At 63.4% G+C, this 14,710-nt stretch carries 15 protein-coding genes; 13 read left to right on the plus strand and 2 right to left on the minus strand.

Annotated features, from left to right (window positions below):
- Positions 1-21 precede the first annotated feature (21 nt).
- From M2D63_RS05175 to murB, 4 genes are read left to right on the plus strand one after another with little or no spacing between them, the layout of a single operon-like run.
- Positions 22-207, plus strand: a complete 186-nt coding sequence (locus tag M2D63_RS05175) for a Trm112 family protein (RefSeq protein ID WP_045187141.1) — start codon at positions 22-24, stop codon at positions 205-207.
- The gene (kdsB, locus tag M2D63_RS05180; protein WP_285861744.1) at positions 204-968 is read left to right on the plus strand and encodes a 3-deoxy-manno-octulosonate cytidylyltransferase; all 765 of its coding nucleotides are present in this window, start codon (positions 204-206) and stop codon (positions 966-968) included. The genes M2D63_RS05175 and kdsB overlap by 4 nt, the downstream gene beginning before the upstream one ends.
- On the plus strand, positions 968-1,432 hold the full coding sequence (locus M2D63_RS05185) for a low molecular weight protein-tyrosine-phosphatase (RefSeq protein ID WP_285861745.1): 465 nt from the start codon (positions 968-970) through the stop codon (positions 1,430-1,432). The genes kdsB and M2D63_RS05185 overlap by 1 nt, the downstream gene beginning before the upstream one ends.
- Positions 1,429-2,448 (plus strand): UDP-N-acetylmuramate dehydrogenase, encoded by a 1,020-nt coding sequence (gene murB / locus M2D63_RS05190; protein ID WP_285861746.1) that lies wholly within the window; start codon positions 1,429-1,431, stop codon positions 2,446-2,448. The genes M2D63_RS05185 and murB overlap by 4 nt, the downstream gene beginning before the upstream one ends.
- Positions 2,449-3,398: 950 nt before the next feature.
- On the opposite strand, the gene rne is transcribed toward murB, so the two are convergent.
- On the minus strand, positions 3,399-6,518 hold the full coding sequence (rne, locus tag M2D63_RS05195; protein ID WP_285861747.1) for a ribonuclease E: 3,120 nt from the start codon (positions 6,516-6,518) through the stop codon (positions 3,399-3,401).
- Between the two features lie 746 nt (positions 6,519-7,264).
- On the opposite strand from rne, the gene rluC reads away from it, so the two are divergent.
- From rluC to M2D63_RS05210, 3 genes are read left to right on the plus strand one after another with little or no spacing between them, the layout of a single operon-like run.
- Entirely contained in the window at positions 7,265-8,221 is a 957-nt protein-coding gene (rluC, locus tag M2D63_RS05200) for a 23S rRNA pseudouridine(955/2504/2580) synthase RluC (protein ID WP_285861748.1), read from the plus strand.
- A complete protein-coding gene (locus M2D63_RS05205; protein WP_285861749.1) occupies positions 8,211-8,888 on the plus strand; it encodes an HAD family hydrolase in 678 nt (225 codons plus the stop codon). The genes rluC and M2D63_RS05205 overlap by 11 nt, the downstream gene beginning before the upstream one ends.
- A gap of 6 nt (positions 8,889-8,894) precedes the next feature.
- Positions 8,895-9,878: a S49 family peptidase gene (locus tag M2D63_RS05210; RefSeq protein WP_285861750.1), complete on the plus strand. Its 984-nt coding sequence runs from the start codon at positions 8,895-8,897 to the stop codon at positions 9,876-9,878.
- Positions 9,879-9,995: 117 nt separating this feature from the next.
- Here M2D63_RS05210 and M2D63_RS05215 read toward each other — a convergent pair whose 3' ends face one another.
- Entirely contained in the window at positions 9,996-10,574 is a 579-nt protein-coding gene (locus tag M2D63_RS05215) for a nucleoside triphosphate pyrophosphatase (protein WP_285861751.1), read from the minus strand.
- Between the two features lie 95 nt (positions 10,575-10,669).
- On the opposite strand from M2D63_RS05215, the gene M2D63_RS05220 reads away from it, so the two are divergent.
- The 6 genes from M2D63_RS05220 (at position 10,670) to acpP (ending at position 14,666) form a co-directional block, all read left to right on the plus strand.
- Entirely contained in the window at positions 10,670-11,197 is a 528-nt protein-coding gene (locus M2D63_RS05220) for a YceD family protein (protein ID WP_285861752.1), read from the plus strand.
- A gap of 13 nt (positions 11,198-11,210) precedes the next feature.
- Entirely contained in the window at positions 11,211-11,393 is a 183-nt protein-coding gene (rpmF, locus tag M2D63_RS05225; RefSeq protein ID WP_010223221.1) for a 50S ribosomal protein L32, read from the plus strand.
- Positions 11,394-11,396: 3 nt separating this feature from the next.
- Positions 11,397-12,407: a phosphate acyltransferase PlsX gene (gene plsX / locus M2D63_RS05230; protein ID WP_285861755.1), complete on the plus strand. Its 1,011-nt coding sequence runs from the start codon at positions 11,397-11,399 to the stop codon at positions 12,405-12,407.
- Between the two features lie 131 nt (positions 12,408-12,538).
- Positions 12,539-13,477, plus strand: coding sequence for an ACP S-malonyltransferase (gene fabD / locus M2D63_RS05235; protein WP_285861756.1), 939 nt, complete (start codon positions 12,539-12,541; stop codon positions 13,475-13,477).
- 16 nt (positions 13,478-13,493) lie between these two features.
- Positions 13,494-14,234 (plus strand): 3-oxoacyl-ACP reductase FabG, encoded by a 741-nt coding sequence (gene fabG, locus M2D63_RS05240; RefSeq protein ID WP_285861757.1) that lies wholly within the window; start codon positions 13,494-13,496, stop codon positions 14,232-14,234.
- A gap of 195 nt (positions 14,235-14,429) precedes the next feature.
- Positions 14,430-14,666, plus strand: a complete 237-nt coding sequence (acpP, locus tag M2D63_RS05245; RefSeq protein WP_065257230.1) for an acyl carrier protein — start codon at positions 14,430-14,432, stop codon at positions 14,664-14,666.
- Positions 14,667-14,710 lie beyond the last annotated feature (44 nt).

Below are 14,710 nucleotides of genomic sequence, written 5' to 3' on the forward strand. Positions count from 1 at the left end.
CACCGGCCTCAAGGAATACCCATGGACACCAAACTGCTCGATATCCTGGCTTGCCCGATCACCAAGGGCCCGCTCAAGCTCAGCGCCGACAAGACCGAGCTGATCAGCAAGGGCGCAGGCCTGGCTTACCCGATCCGCGACGGCATCCCGGTGATGCTGGAAAGCGAGGCCCGTACCCTGAGCGATGACGAGCGCCTGGATAAATGAGCCTGAATTACACAGTGGTCATTCCCGCACGGCTGCGATCCACTCGCCTGCCGGGCAAACCGTTGCTGCCGATTGCCGGCAAGCCGATGATCCAGCATGTCTGGGAACAGGCACGCAAGAGCGGCGCGAGCCGTGTGGTGATCGCCACCGACGACGCCGGTATCTACCAGGTGTGCGAGGCCTTTGGTGCCGAAGTGCTGATGACCCGTGAAGACCACGAGTCGGGCACCGATCGCCTGGCAGAAGTAGCCACCAAGCTGGGCCTGGCCGCCGACGCCATCGTGGTCAACGTGCAAGGCGACGAGCCGTTGATCCCGCCGGTGATCATCGATCAGGTGGCGGCTAACCTCGCGGCACACCCTGAAGCCGGTATCGCCACCCTGGCCGAACCGATCAGCGATGTCGGCGCCGTGTTCAATCCCAATGCGGTCAAGGTGGTCAGCGACTGCAATGGCCTGGCGCTGACCTTCAGCCGCGCGCCGTTGCCCTACGCGCGTGATGCCTTTGCAAAAAACCGCGACGCGTTGCCTGCGGGCGTGCCGTACCGTCGCCACATCGGCATGTATGCCTACCGTGCCGGCTTTCTCCACGACTTCGTCGGCTGGGGCCCATGCTGGCTGGAGCAGACCGAATCGCTGGAGCAGCTGCGTGCCCTCTGGCACGGCGTGCGTATCCATGTCGCCGATGCCTTCGAGGCGCCGCCGGTGGGCGTGGACACGCCTGAAGACCTGGAGCGCGTACGGCGCTTGCTGGAGGCCTGATGCGGGTTCTGTTTGTCTGCCTGGGCAACATCTGTCGTTCGCCCACGGCCGAAGGCGTGCTGCGCCACCAGTTGCAGGCCGAAGGCCTGGATGCACTGATCGAAGTGGCCTCGGCCGGCACCGGTGACTGGCATGTCGGCAAGCAGCCCGACAGCCGCACCCGCCGCGCGGCCCAGCTGCGCGGTTACGACCTGTCGCAGCAACGCGCCCAGCAGGTGCGTGCTTCGCATTTCAACGACTACGACCTGATCCTGGCCATGGACAAGAGCAACCTTGGCCATCTGCAGGCCATGCGGCCGGCAGGGGCGAAGGCCGAGCTGGACTTGTTCCTGCGCCGCTTCGACGGCGTGCTGGATGAGGTGCCAGATCCTTACTACGGCGGCGAACAAGGCTTCGAGCAGGTGCTGGACCTGATCGAAGCGGCCTGCCAGCGGTTGGTCATCGAACTCAAGGGACGTCTATGAGCGGGCAGTGGCAGGAACAGGTATCGCTCAAGCCTTACAACACCTTCGGCATCGATGTGAAGGCGCGCTACTTCACCCAGGCGCATAACGATGCGGACGTCCGTGATGCCCTGGCAGAGGCGGCGCGCCAGCAGGTTCCGGTGCTGGTGATCGGTGGCGGCAGCAATCTGCTGCTGACGACGGATGTGCAGGCCCTGGTGCTGCGTATGGCGAGCAGCGGGCTACGCATCCTTGCCGACGACGGCGAGCGGGTGATTGTCGAAGCCGAGGCCGGCGAGCCCTGGCATCCCTTCGTCCAGTGGAGTCTGGCCCAGGGCCTGGCGGGCCTGGAAAACCTCAGCTTGATCCCGGGCACGGTCGGCGCTGCGCCGATGCAGAACATCGGTGCCTACGGGGTCGAGATCAAGGATGTGTTTGTCAGCCTCACGGCGCTGGATCGCCAGACCGGCGAGCTGTGCGAGTTCGACCTGGAGCAGTGCCAGTTCGGCTACCGCGACAGCCTGTTCAAGCGTCATCTGGGACGCTGGTTGATCCTGCGTGTCCGCTTTGCCTTGAGTCGTGTTCTGCAGGCGCACCTGGACTATGGCCCGGTGCGCCAGCGCCTGAGCGAGCAGGGCATCACTGCGCCGACTGCGCAGGATGTCAGCAATGCCATCTGCAGCATTCGTCGTGAAAAGCTGCCGGATCCGGCCGAGCTGGGCAATGCCGGGAGCTTCTTCAAGAACCCGGTAGTGCCGGCTGCACTGGCGGAGCGGATTCGCCAGCAGCATCCGGGCCTGGTGGCTTATCCACAGGCTGACGGCCAGGTGAAACTGGCGGCAGGCTGGCTGATCGAGCAGGCAGGTTGGAAGGGTTATCGCGAGGGAGATGCCGGGGTGCATCGCCTGCAGGCGCTGGTGCTGGTCAACTATGGCCAGGCCAGCGGCAAGCAGTTGCATCAGTTGGCGCAGAAGATCCAGGCTGACATTCTCGAGCGCTTCGGGGTCGAGCTGGAAATGGAGCCGAACCTGTACTGATGCGCCTTTGTAGGAGCGGGCTTGTCCCGCGATCGCGCCAGTCAGATCGCATCGCGGGACAAGCCCGCTCCTACAGGGTGGTTTCAGGGTCCAATAAAAAAGGTTCTTCACGGAATCCTGAGGGCTATGGTCCTTGGGATTGGGATTGGGATTGGGCTTGGGCTTGCGAGCTTATCCATTCCATGTGGCGACGCTGCCGGCCCCTTCCGCCCTTACGGCGGCCTACTTTTTTCTTGGAAAAAGTAGGCAAAACCGCCTGCTCCTGCATCCGGCCCTACGCTGCGCTCCGGGTCCCCTCGCTCCGGCGCCCTCCGGGGCCACGCGGCCTACGACTTGCTTCGCCAAGTCTACGGCTCGCGTTCTTCGGCTACGCCGAAGGTGCTGCGCACGGCCCCTACAGGCACCTCCACTCGGCCTCCTGAAGTCGCATTCTGCAGCGCCTGAACTGACGCGCATGAAGATCAAGAGCAACCGTAGGAGCGGGCTTGCCCCGCGATGGCGTCAGCCAGGCTGCGCCACAATCTGCTTTCGAAGATACGCCAGCACAGGCGCCACCCGTAACTTCGCGACTTCAGGAGGCCGAGCGTAGGTGTCTGGAGGGGGCGGGTGCGCAGCACCCTTCGGCGTAGCCGAAGAACGCGAGCCGTAGACTTGGCGAAGCAAGTCGTAGGCCGCGCAGCCCCTGGAAGACACCGTAGCGAGGGAACCCGGAGCGCAGCGTAGGGCCGTATGTAGGAGCGAGCGGTTTTGGTTCCTTTTGCCAAGACAAAAGGGACCCGCCGTAAAGGCGGAAGGGGCCGGCAGCGTCACTGCATGGAATGGATAAGCTCGCCACCTCGACACCCAAGCCCAAGCCCAAGCCCAAGGAGCCTAGCCCCTCCGGGATTCCGTGAAGAACCATAAAAAAGCCCCGCCAGTTACCTGGCAGGGCTTTTTTTCAGCCTGGAAGATCAGACGAGCGGTTTGTGCTCTTCTGCGGTTTCCAGGGTTTCAGTGGCGGCATCGGCACTGGCTTCAGCGGCGGCAGCTGCAGCAGCGGCTGCGGCTTCGGCTTCGCGCTTGCGACGACGCACTTCGCGTGGGTCGTTAGGCGCGCGGCCAGTGCTGGTCAAGGCGCTGGCCGGAGCTGGTGCTTCGACAGCTGCTTCAACGACCGGAGCCGGGGCTTCTACCGCTACTGGCGCTGGCTCTGCAGCAACTTCGGCAACCGCTTGCAGCTCGGCCTGCGCAGGTGCCTGGACTTCCGGCTCGGCAGCAACCACTGGCTCGGCCACTTCAACCGAGGCGACAACCACTTCTTCGACCACCGGGGCGATGCTGACTTCGGCAGCTTCAACCGGGGCCTGGAACGGCTGCTCGACAACCGGAGCGGCGCTGACTTCAACCGCTTCAGCCACTTCGCTGACTTCGGCCACTTCGGCCACGACTGGCTGAGGTGCTTCGACAGCTTCAGGCTCGGCAGCGGCAACCTCGACAGCCGGTGCCGCTTCTTCGACGGCAGCGGTGGCGCGTTCGGCCTGCTGGTTGGCCTCGGCTTCGGCTTCGGCGCTGATGTTGCTGGTGGCGACGGCAGCGGTCACGGCCAGGCCGGCAGCCAGTTCAGCACCCAGCTCGCTTGGCTGTGGCTGTTCTTCGCTACCTTCCTCGGCGCCTTCGACCAGGTTGCCGTTGGCGTCACGCTGACGCTCACGACGGTTGCTGCGACGACGCTGGCCACGGGAGCGGCGACGTGGGCGTTCGCCTTCGGCGCCTTCCAGGGTCTCGTCCTGCAGCAGTTCTTCGTTCGGCAGTTGCTCTTCGGCCGCTTCGGCAGCCTGTTCGGCGGCGCGAGGCTGACGCTCTTCACGTGGTGGGCGAGGTTGACGCTCTTCACGCGGTGCACGCTCTTCACGTGGTGCGCGTTCTTCGCGTGGCTGACGCTCTTCACGCGGTTGACGCTCTTCGCGTGGTGCGCGTTCTTCACGCGGTGCACGCTCTTCACGAGGCTGGCGCTCTTCACGCGGGGCGCGCTCAGGACGCTCTTCACGAACAGCCGGGGTAGCGGCGTCCAGCGGCTCGCGCAGTTCGCGGACCGGACGCTCTTCGCGCTGGCGGCGATCTTCGCGTGGGGCGCGAGGCTGACGCTCTTCACGCGGTGCACGTTCTTCACGTGGGGCGCGCTCTTCGCGTGGCTGACGCTCTTCGCGTGGTGCGCGTTCTTCACGCGGCGCACGCTCTTCGCGCGGCTTGCGATCTTCTTCGCGGCGGCCGTTGCGGTTGCGGCTCTGCTGGCGACCGGTGCGACGCTCTTCGTTGCGCTGCGGACGCTCGGCGGCCGGCTTCTCGGCGACAACCGGCGCTGCGGCAGGCTCTTCCTTGCCGGCGAACAGGCTGACCAGCGACTTCACCAGGCCCTTGAACAGGCTTGGCTCTGGCGCGGCATGAACCGGGGCGGCAACCGGTGGTTGTTCCGGGGTGGCCGGAACCGGGGCGTTGGCGCGGGCCGGTGCAGTCTTGACCGCGGCTTCCTGGCGAACCAGGGTGCGGGTGGCGGCTGCTGGCTGGGCTTCTTCGGCCTCGGCGGCGGCGATCTCGTAGCTGGACTGGCCGCTCAGGGCTTCCGGGCTGTCGTCACGCAGGCGCTGGACTTCGAAGTGCGGGGTTTCCAGGTGGTCGTTCGGCAGGATGACGATACGCGCACGGGTACGCAGTTCGATCTTGGTGATCGAATTGCGTTTTTCGTTGAGCAGGAAGGCGGCAACCGGGATCGGCACCTGGGCGCGGACTTCGGCGGTGCGGTCCTTCAGGGCTTCTTCTTCGATCAGGCGCAGGATGGCCAGCGACAGCGACTCGACGTCACGGATGATGCCGGTGCCACTGCAGCGTGGGCAAACGATGCCGCTGCTTTCGCCCAGGGAAGGACGCAGGCGTTGACGGGACATTTCCAGCAGGCCGAAGCGCGAGATGCGACCGACCTGTACGCGGGCACGGTCAGCTTCCAGGCACTCACGGACCTTTTCCTCGACGGCGCGCTGGTTCTTGGCCGGGGTCATGTCGATGAAGTCGATGACGATCAGGCCGCCGATGTCACGCAGGCGCAGCTGGCGGGCGATTTCCTCAGCCGCTTCCAGGTTGGTCTGCAGGGCGGTTTCCTCGATGTCGCTGCCTTTGGTGGCGCGCGCCGAGTTGATGTCGATGGACACCAGGGCTTCGGTCGGGTCGATCACGATCGAGCCGCCGGACGGCAGGTCGACCACGCGCTGGAAGGCGGTTTCGATCTGGCTTTCGATCTGGAAGCGGTTGAACAGCGGGACGCTGTCTTCGTACAGCTTGATCTTGCTGGCGTACTGCGGCATCACCTGGCGGATGAAGGTCAGGGCTTCTTCCTGGGCGTCGATGCTGTCGATCAGCACTTCGCCGATGTCCTGGCGCAGGTAGTCGCGGATGGCGCGGATGATGACGTTGCTTTCCTGGTAGATCAGGAAAGGTGCGGCGCGGTCCTGGGAGGCTTCCTTGATGGCGGTCCAGAGTTGCAGCAGGTAGTCCAGGTCCCATTGCATTTCTTCGCTGCTGCGGCCAAGGCCGGCAGTGCGCACGATCAGGCCCATGTCGGCAGGGGCGACCAGGCCGTTCAGGGCTTCGCGCAGTTCATTGCGCTCTTCGCCTTCGATGCGGCGGGAGATGCCACCGGCACGTGGGTTGTTCGGCATCAGCACCAGGTAACGACCGGCGAGGCTGATGAAGGTGGTCAGGGCCGCGCCCTTGTTGCCACGTTCCTCTTTCTCGACCTGGACGATGACTTCCTGGCCTTCGCTGAGTACTTCCTTGATGTTCACCCGGCCTTCCGGGGACTTCTTGAAGTATTCGCGGGAGATTTCTTTCAGCGGCAGGAAGCCGTGACGTTCGGAACCGAAGTCGACGAAGGCGGCTTCGAGGCTGGGTTCGATCCGGGTGATCCGGCCCTTGTAGATGTTGGCCTTCTTCTGCTCGCGCGCACCGGACTCGATGTCCAGGTCGTAGAGACGTTGGCCGTCTACCAGCGCTACACGCAACTCTTCGGGTTGAGTCGCGTTAATCAGCATTCTTTTCATGTAATACCGTCGGTTTCCGGGCTGCCGGAAACGGCGTTCGGCACACACGACTTCTCACGGTCGGTGTCAGGTGCGCAAGGGGTGGCGGGCCACCCCCGTGTCCAGCGACATTCGAGCCAGGCTGGTAACCCAGTGCTGCCGAAGTCGCGACGACGCGTCCTGCTTGCTGTGGTGTCAAATGCACTCAGTCAGGAGGAGGAATCAGCCTTCGGCCGTGGACGCCCCAGGGGCATCTTGATCAAGACCGGGTCCGCTCACCTGGCCAGATTGGCCGGTGGACCGGACGCAGTACTACACGGTCCGACGGTTGTGCATCTCCACCCTACACGTATCCCTGATAATTCGGGTGCTGCCGCGCGCTGAATCCGCAACGGGTTGCATTTTCGCCGGCTCCAAAAGGGGAGCCCGCGCCTTTTATGTTCAAGGCAGGTGTTTCCGAAGCCTTCGCCATGAGTGCGTGAAATTGACGGCACTGGCAGAGTGGCATCGAAAAAAACGTGGGGGAGGGCAAAACACCGCTCTTGTTGTTTTTTATCGGTCTTCTCTGCACGGCGCTGGTGGCGATTCCAGGCATTTCTGTAAACTGGCAAAAGCCCCGTCGGACGGCCTCGCGTCCTCGAGAATTGCGTCGGTCAGGGCCGGCTAGAAGCCGTGGGTCCGCTGGCCAGCCGCTTTTGGCGGCGTTCGCGACTATAGCAGCAATCATTAAGTGCTTCAAATCCATCAAAAATTGTTATGATTGGCAAATGACGACTAATGCCCCTCCGACCTCCGGCGTCCAGCTGATTGAGGTCGCGCCGGAACTTGCCGGCCAACGAATCGATAATTTCCTCATCACTGCGCTCAAAGGTGTGCCCAAGACCTTGATTTACCGCATTTTGCGCAAAGGCGAAGTGCGTGTGAACAAGGGACGGATCAAGCCTGAGTACAAGCTGCAGGCGGGCGACGTAGTGCGCGTTCCGCCCGTTCGTCTGCCTGAGCGCGACGAGCCCGTGCCTGTGGCCCAGGGTTTGCTTCAGCGTCTTGAGGCCGCCATCGTCTACGAAGACAAGGCTTTGATCGTGCTCAATAAACCGGCCGGCATTGCTGTGCATGGCGGTAGCGGTCTGAATTTCGGCGTGATCGAAGCCTTTCGTCAGTTGCGTCCGGATGCCAAGGAGCTGGAGCTGGTTCATCGCCTCGATCGCGATACCTCGGGCCTGTTGATGATCGCCAAGAAACGCAGCATGTTGCGCCACCTGCACACCGCCTTGCGCGGCGACGGTGTCGACAAGCGCTACATGGCGCTGGTGCGTGGCCACTGGGCGACCGCGAAGAAGCAGATCAACGCGCCGTTGCTCAAGAGCAACCTGCGCTCGGGCGAGCGCATGGTCGAGGTCAACGATGAAGGCAAGGAGGCGCTGACCCTGTTCCGCGTACTGCGCCGTTTCGGCGAGTTCGCCACCCTGGTCGAGGCGCGTCCGATCACCGGGCGTACCCACCAGATTCGCGTGCATGCCCTGCATGCCGGTCACTGCATCGCGGGCGACAGCAAGTACGGCGATGAAGATTTCACCCGCGAGATTCGCGAACTGGGCGGCAAGCGCCTGTTCCTGCATGCCTACGCCCTGACCGTGCCGCTGCCCGATGGCGGTGAGCTCAAGCTCGAAGCGCCGGTCGACGAGATGTGGGCCAAGACCGTGGAGCGCCTGAGTGCAGCGTGATTACGACCTGCTGATCTTCGACTGGGACGGCACCCTGGCGGACTCGATCGGGCGCATTGTCGAGGCCATGCACCTGGCGGCCGGGCGCGCCGGCGAGGCCACCTGTGACGACGAGGCGGTCAAGGGCATCATCGGCCTGGCGCTGCCCGAGGCCATCAGCGTGCTGTATCCGCACCTGGATGCCGGGCAGGTGGCGAGCTTTCGCCAGCACTACGCCGATGTCTACATGGCCCTCGACGACCAGCCGTCGCCGCTGTTCGAGGGGGTGGTCGAGTCGCTGGAAGTCTTCCGTGCCCAGGGTTATCGTCTGGCTGTAGCCACCGGCAAGGCGCGTCGCGGCCTGGACCGGGTGCTGCGGGCCAATGGCTGGGAAGATTACTTCGATATCACCCGGGCTGCCGACGAAAGTCGGGGCAAGCCCCATCCGCAGATGCTCGAGGAGATCCTTGCGCATTGCCAGGTCGAGCCTGCGCGGGCATTGATGGTCGGTGACTCATCGTTCGACCTGTTGATGGCCAGCAATGCCGGCATGCATTCGGTGGCGGTCAGCTATGGGGCCATGTCGCCGCAGGCCTTGAGCGCGTTTGGGCCGCAGGTCTGTATCGAGCATTTTTCACATTTGCAGGCCTGGCTGAGCCGGACGCCTGCCGCGGTAATTCCAGGGTAGGTGAGCATGGCTGACGAGTGGAAGGCGCCCGACGCCGAGAGCAACGAAGAGCAGAAGAGCTGGAAGCTGCTGGAGAAAACCCTGCTGGCGGGTGTGCAGGAGCAGCGTCGTGCGCGGCGTTGGGGGGTTTTCTTCAAACTGCTGACCTTTGTGTACCTGTTCGGCATCCTGGCCCTGTTCTCGCCCTTGATGGACATGGACAAGGCAGCCTCGCGCAGCGTCAGCCACACCGCGCTGGTCGAGGTGCGCGGGATGATCGCCGACCAGGAGCCTGCCAGTGCCGACAACATCGTCAGCGGCCTGCGCGACGCGTTCAAGGACTCCAAGACCAAGGCGGTGATCCTGCGGATCAACAGCCCGGGCGGCAGCCCGGTGCAGTCGGGCTACATCTATGACGAGATTCGTCGCCTGCGTACCGAGTACCCGGCCATCAAGCTGTACGCGGTCATCAGCGACCTGGGAGCCTCCGGCGCCTATTACATCGCCAGTGCCGCTGACCAGATCTATGCCGACAAGGCCAGCCTGGTCGGCTCCATCGGTGTCACGGCGGCGGGCTACGGCTTTGTCGGCACCATGGAGAAGCTGGGCGTCGAGCGGCGCACCTATACCGCAGGCGAGCACAAGGCCTTCCTCGATCCGTTCCAGCCGCAGAAGCCGGAAGAGACGGCGTTCTGGCAGGGCGTGCTGGAAACCACCCACAAGCAGTTCATCGCCAGCGTCAAGCAGGGGCGTGGCGAGCGCCTGAAGGACAAGGACCATCCCGAGCTGTTCAGTGGCCTGATCTGGTCGGGCGAGCAGGCGCTGGCCCTGGGGTTGGTGGATGGCCTGGGCAGTGCCGGCTACGTGGCCCGCGAAGTGGTGGGAGAGAAGGAGTTGGTGGACTTCACGGTCGAAGAGTCGCCGTTCGATCGCTTCTCCAAGCGCCTGGGCACCAGCATTGCCGAGCGCCTGGCGCTGTGGATGGGCTTCCAGGGGCCGTCGCTGCGCTGAGTGATTCGCTGCAAGAAAAAGCCGACCCTGGGGTCGGCTTTTTTGTGCCTGTGGGAGCGGGCTTGCCCCGCGATCGGTCGCACTGCCGTATCGCGGGGCAAGCCCGCTCCCACAGGATCAGGGCAGGTTCACGCCTTCGGCCAGCAGCATGTCGACCAGGCGGATCAGGGGCAGGCCGACCAGGCTGGTGGCGTCGACCCCGTGAGTGCTCTGGAACAGGCTGACGCCCAGGCCTTCGGCCTTGAAGCTGCCGGCGCAGTCATAAGGTTCCTCGGCGCGCAGGTAGCGCTGGATGCGCGGCAGGTCCAGTTCGCGCATGTTCACCGTGAAGGGCACGCAGTCGACCTGGCAGTGGCCGGTCTGGCTGTTGAGCAGGGCGACGCCAGTGAGGAAGGTGACGTGGTTGCCGCTGGCGGCCAGCAGTTGCTCGCAGGCCCGCTCGAAGGTGTGCGGCTTGCCGAGGATCTGTTCGCCGAGCACGGCGACCTGGTCGGAGCCGATGATCAGGTGATCGGGGTGGCTGTCGGCCAGGGCGTGGGCCTTTTCCCGGGCCAGGCGCTTGACCAGGTCCACGGCGGGCTCTTCGTCGAAGCGCTGTTCGTCTATGTCGGGGCTCGCCCAGCTGAACGGCAGGCGCAGGCGCTCGAGCAATTCACGGCGATAAGGTGAGCTGGAAGCCAGTAACAAAGGCAGCATGATAAACTCCTGGGCAAGTGAAACGATTCTAACATGCTGAACGGGGCCGAATTTCCTTTGACAGGGGCGGGGGTCATCCCTAGAATGCTGCGCCTATGTTGAATGACCCGATTCCACCTCACGTTGACCCGCGCAAATTGGCCGATCGTGGTGTTTCTATTGAAGGAACGCTGCAGCTCGCCGATTTGGAGAGACTCTGCGACCCGCTTTCCGACAATGTCGGTACGGTGCAGGCTAAATTCGATTTTGAGCGAGACGAGCAGAAGGCTGTGGTGATCCACACCGAACTCGACGTCGAGGTCAAGATGGTTTGCCAGCGTTGTCTTGAGCTGGTCACCCTGCCGATCCACAGCGAGTGTACCTACGCCGTGGTGAAGGAGGGTGCGAATACCCAGTCGTTACCGAAAGGTTATGACGTGCTGGAACTGGGCGAAGATCCTTTGGATCTGCAGGCCTTGGTCGAGGAAGAGCTTCTGCTCGCCCTGCCCATCGTGCCTGCTCATCATCCGGAAGAATGCCAGCAGCCGGCGGGCGCCGATGAGCCCGAACCGAGCAAGGACGAGGTAACACGGTCCAACCCGTTCAGTGTATTGGCGCAGTTAAAGCGTGACCCAAACGTTTAGGAGTTAATCAATTATGGCTGTTCAGCAGAACAAAAAATCCCGCTCTGCCCGTGACATGCGCCGTTCCCACGACGCCCTCTCGGAAAACGCTCTGTCCGTAGAGAAAACCACTGGTGAAGTGCACCTGCGTCACCACGTATCGCCAGAAGGCGTATACCGTGGTCGTAAAGTGATCGACAAGGGCGCTGACGAGTAATCCTTGTCCGCTCAGATCATTGCGATTGACGCAATGGGCGGGGACTTCGGTCCCCGCAGCATTGTTCAGGCGAGTATTGCTTGCCTGTCGGCTACCCCCTCGCTACACCTGACCCTTGTCGGTCAACCCTCCCTCCTTGAAGATCTGATCGCTGGCCAGTCGGCAGCGGATCGCGCGCGCCTGCAGATTGTTGCGGCCAGCGAAGTGATCGGCATGGACGAGCGGCCGTCCCAGGCGTTGCGCGGCAAGCCCGATTCGTCCATGCGCGTGGCCCTTGAGTTATTGCGTGATGGCAAGGTGCAGGCCTGCGTCAGTGCCGGCAACACCGGTGCGCTGATGGCGCTGTCCCGTTACGTGCTCAAGACCCTGCCCGGCATCGACCGTCCGGCCATGGTCGCGGCTATTCCGACCCAGACCGGCTACTGCCAGTTGCTCGACCTGGGCGCCAATGTCGATTGCAGCGCGGAAAACCTCTTCCAGTTCGCCGTGATGGGCTCGGTGGCGGCCCAGGCCCTGGGTATCTCCCGGCCGCGCGTGGCGCTGCTCAATGTCGGCACCGAAGACATCAAGGGCAACCAGCAGGTCAAGCTTGCGGCCAACCTGCTGCAGAACGCCCGTGGCCTGAACTACATCGGCTTTGTCGAAGGCGATGGCCTGTACCGCGGCGAGGCCGATGTGGTGGTGTGCGACGGTTTCGTCGGCAACATCCTGCTCAAGTCCAGCGAAGGCCTGGCGACCATGATCGCTGCGCGCATCGAGGCCCTGTTCAAGGGTGGCGTGGGCGCGCGCCTGGCGGGTGCCATGGCCATGCCGCTGCTCAAGCGCCTGCGTGCTGACCTGGCGCCGGCGCGACATAACGGCGCAAGCTTTCTCGGCCTGCAGGGCATTGTCATCAAAAGTCATGGCTCTGCCGGCGTGCAAGGGTTCCAGAGCGCCATCCAGCGCGCCCTGATCGAGATCCAGGAGAACCTGCCCGAGCGTCTGCACGGGCGCCTGGAAGACCTGTTGCTTTAGGCATAATCCGCCAGGAAGTGGTTAAATGTGACCGCTTGGTGCTCGCTATCATCCAAGTCTTCAGTTTCTTGTGCTCGGCCCGGTGCCGGGCGCTTCATTTTCCGACGACAAGATCATTAGGGGCTTGTTCAATGTCTGCATCCCTCGCATTCGTCTTTCCCGGTCAAGGTTCGCAGTCCCTCGGCATGCTCGCCGAGCTCGGCGCAGAAAAGCCGCTGATCATCGAGACCTTCAAGGAAGCTTCCGAGGCTCTGGGTTACGACCTGTGGAAACTGGTCCAGGAAGGCCCGGAGGAGCAACTCAATCAGACCGATAAAACCCAGCCCGCGATCCTGACCGCCTCCATCGCCCTGTGGCGCCTGTGGCTGGCCGAGGGTGGTGCGCGCCCTGCATTCGTCTCCGGCCACAGCCTGGGTGAGTACAGCGCGCTGGTCGCCGCCGGCAGCCTGAGCCTGGCCGATGCGGTCAAGCTGGTCGAGCGCCGCGGTCAACTGATGCAGGAAGCCGTGCCGGCCGGGCAGGGCGCCATGGCCGCCATTCTCGGCCTGGACGACGCCGACGTCGTCGCCATCTGCGCCGAAGCGGCCCAGGGCGAAGTGGTCAGCGCGGTCAACTTCAACTCGCCGGGCCAGGTGGTCATCGCCGGTGCCAAGGCCGCTGTCGAGCGCGCCATGGAAGCCTGCAAGGCCAAGGGCGCCAAGCGTGCACTGCCACTGCCGGTAAGTGTGCCGTCGCACTGCGAACTGATGCGCCCGGCTGCCGAGCGCTTCGCCGAGGCGGTCAACGCCATCGACTGGAAGGCCCCGGAAATTCCGGTAGTGCAGAACGTCACCGCGGCGGTCGCTGCAGACCTGACCGCGCTCAAGCAAGATTTGCTGGCACAGCTCTACCAGCCAGTGCGCTGGGTCGAGTGCGTGCAGACCCTGGCCGCCAACGGCCCGGTCAACCTGGTCGAGTGCGGCCCGGGCAAGGTCCTGGCCGGCCTGAACAAGCGTTGCGCCGACGGCGTCACCACCTACAACCTCAACACCCCGGATGCTGTCGCCGCCACCCGCGCGGCGCTGGCCTGATTTAGGAGAAGCTTGCATGAGCCTGCAAGGTAAAGTTGCACTGGTTACCGGCGCCAGCCGTGGTATCGGCCAGGCCATCGCCCTGGAACTGGGCCGTCTGGGCGCGACCGTGATCGGTACCGCGACCTCCGCCTCGGGTGCCGAGCGTATCGCCGCTACCCTCAAGGAACACGGTATCACCGGTACCGGCATGGAACTGAACGTGACCAGCGACGAGTCGGTCTCCGCCGTCCTGGCCGCTATCGGGGAGCAGTTCGGCGCGCCGACCATCCTGGTCAACAACGCCGGCATCACCCGCGACAACCTCATGCTACGCATGAAGGACGACGAGTGGTTCGACGTCATCGACACCAACCTCAACAGCCTCTACCGTCTGTCCAAGGGCGTGCTGCGCGGCATGACCAAGGCCCGTTGGGGTCGTATCATCAGCATCGGCTCGGTGGTCGGTGCCATGGGTAACGTCGGCCAGGTCAACTACGCCGCCGCCAAGGCCGGCCTGGAAGGTTTCAGCCGCGCCCTGGCCCGTGAAGTCGGTTCCCGCGCCATCACCGTCAACTCGGTGACCCCGGGCTTCATCGACACCGACATGACCCGCGAACTGCCGGAAGCGCAGCGTGAAGCGCTGCAGACCCAGATTCCACTGGGTCGCCTGGGCCAGGCCCAGGAGATCGCCAATGTGGTGGCGTTCCTGGCTTCCGAAGGCGCAGGTTATGTGACCGGCGCGACCATTCCGGTCAACGGCGGCATGTACATGTAAATCGAATGTGACGGATTGCTTCAAAAAAATGTCATACGAGCTGTCTAAAATCCGTTATAAAGCTGCATCCAGATTCTAGTCGGTTGGCAGGTGTGGTCTGGTAAGGCGTGTTGCGCTTGAAAAGCAGACGTCTTTCTATACACTTACACACCGGCCAGCTGCCTGACATATGTCCATTAGGAGTGAAAACAAGGTATGAGCACCATCGAAGAACGCGTCAAGAAAATCGTCGCCGAGCAACTGGGCGTTAAAGAAGAAGAAGTCGTGAACACTGCTTCCTTCGTCGAAGATCTGGGTGCCGATTCCCTTGACACCGTTGAGCTGGTGATGGCTCTGGAAGAGGAATTCGAGACCGAAATCCCTGACGAAGAAGCCGAGAAGATCACTACTGTTCAAGCTGCTATCGACTACGTCAACGCCCACCAGGCCTAAGACGTTGTAGTCGTCGCTTCTTGTCATGGAAAAACCGCACTGCC

The sequence above is a fragment of the Pseudomonas sp. BJa5 genome (assembly GCF_030272875.2).
In the GTDB taxonomy this organism is placed as follows: domain Bacteria; phylum Pseudomonadota; class Gammaproteobacteria; order Pseudomonadales; family Pseudomonadaceae; genus Aquipseudomonas.

Coding starts and splice junctions, on each gene's coding strand:
- M2D63_RS05175 (WP_045187141.1), top strand. CDS start 22: ATGGACACCAAACTGCTCGATATCCTGGCTTGCCCGATCACCAAGGGC.
- kdsB (WP_285861744.1), top strand. CDS start 204: ATGAGCCTGAATTACACAGTGGTCATTCCCGCACGGCTGCGATCCACT.
- M2D63_RS05185 (WP_285861745.1), top strand. CDS start 968: ATGCGGGTTCTGTTTGTCTGCCTGGGCAACATCTGTCGTTCGCCCACG.
- murB (WP_285861746.1), top strand. CDS start 1,429: ATGAGCGGGCAGTGGCAGGAACAGGTATCGCTCAAGCCTTACAACACC.
- rne (WP_285861747.1), bottom strand. CDS start 6,518: ATGAAAAGAATGCTGATTAACGCGACTCAACCCGAAGAGTTGCGTGTA.
- rluC (WP_285861748.1), top strand. CDS start 7,265: ATGACGACTAATGCCCCTCCGACCTCCGGCGTCCAGCTGATTGAGGTC.
- M2D63_RS05210 (WP_285861750.1), top strand. CDS start 8,895: ATGGCTGACGAGTGGAAGGCGCCCGACGCCGAGAGCAACGAAGAGCAG.
- M2D63_RS05215 (WP_285861751.1), bottom strand. CDS start 10,574: ATGCTGCCTTTGTTACTGGCTTCCAGCTCACCTTATCGCCGTGAATTG.
- M2D63_RS05220 (WP_285861752.1), top strand. CDS start 10,670: ATGTTGAATGACCCGATTCCACCTCACGTTGACCCGCGCAAATTGGCC.
- rpmF (WP_010223221.1), top strand. CDS start 11,211: ATGGCTGTTCAGCAGAACAAAAAATCCCGCTCTGCCCGTGACATGCGC.
- fabD (WP_285861756.1), top strand. CDS start 12,539: ATGTCTGCATCCCTCGCATTCGTCTTTCCCGGTCAAGGTTCGCAGTCC.
- fabG (WP_285861757.1), top strand. CDS start 13,494: ATGAGCCTGCAAGGTAAAGTTGCACTGGTTACCGGCGCCAGCCGTGGT.
- acpP (WP_065257230.1), top strand. CDS start 14,430: ATGAGCACCATCGAAGAACGCGTCAAGAAAATCGTCGCCGAGCAACTG.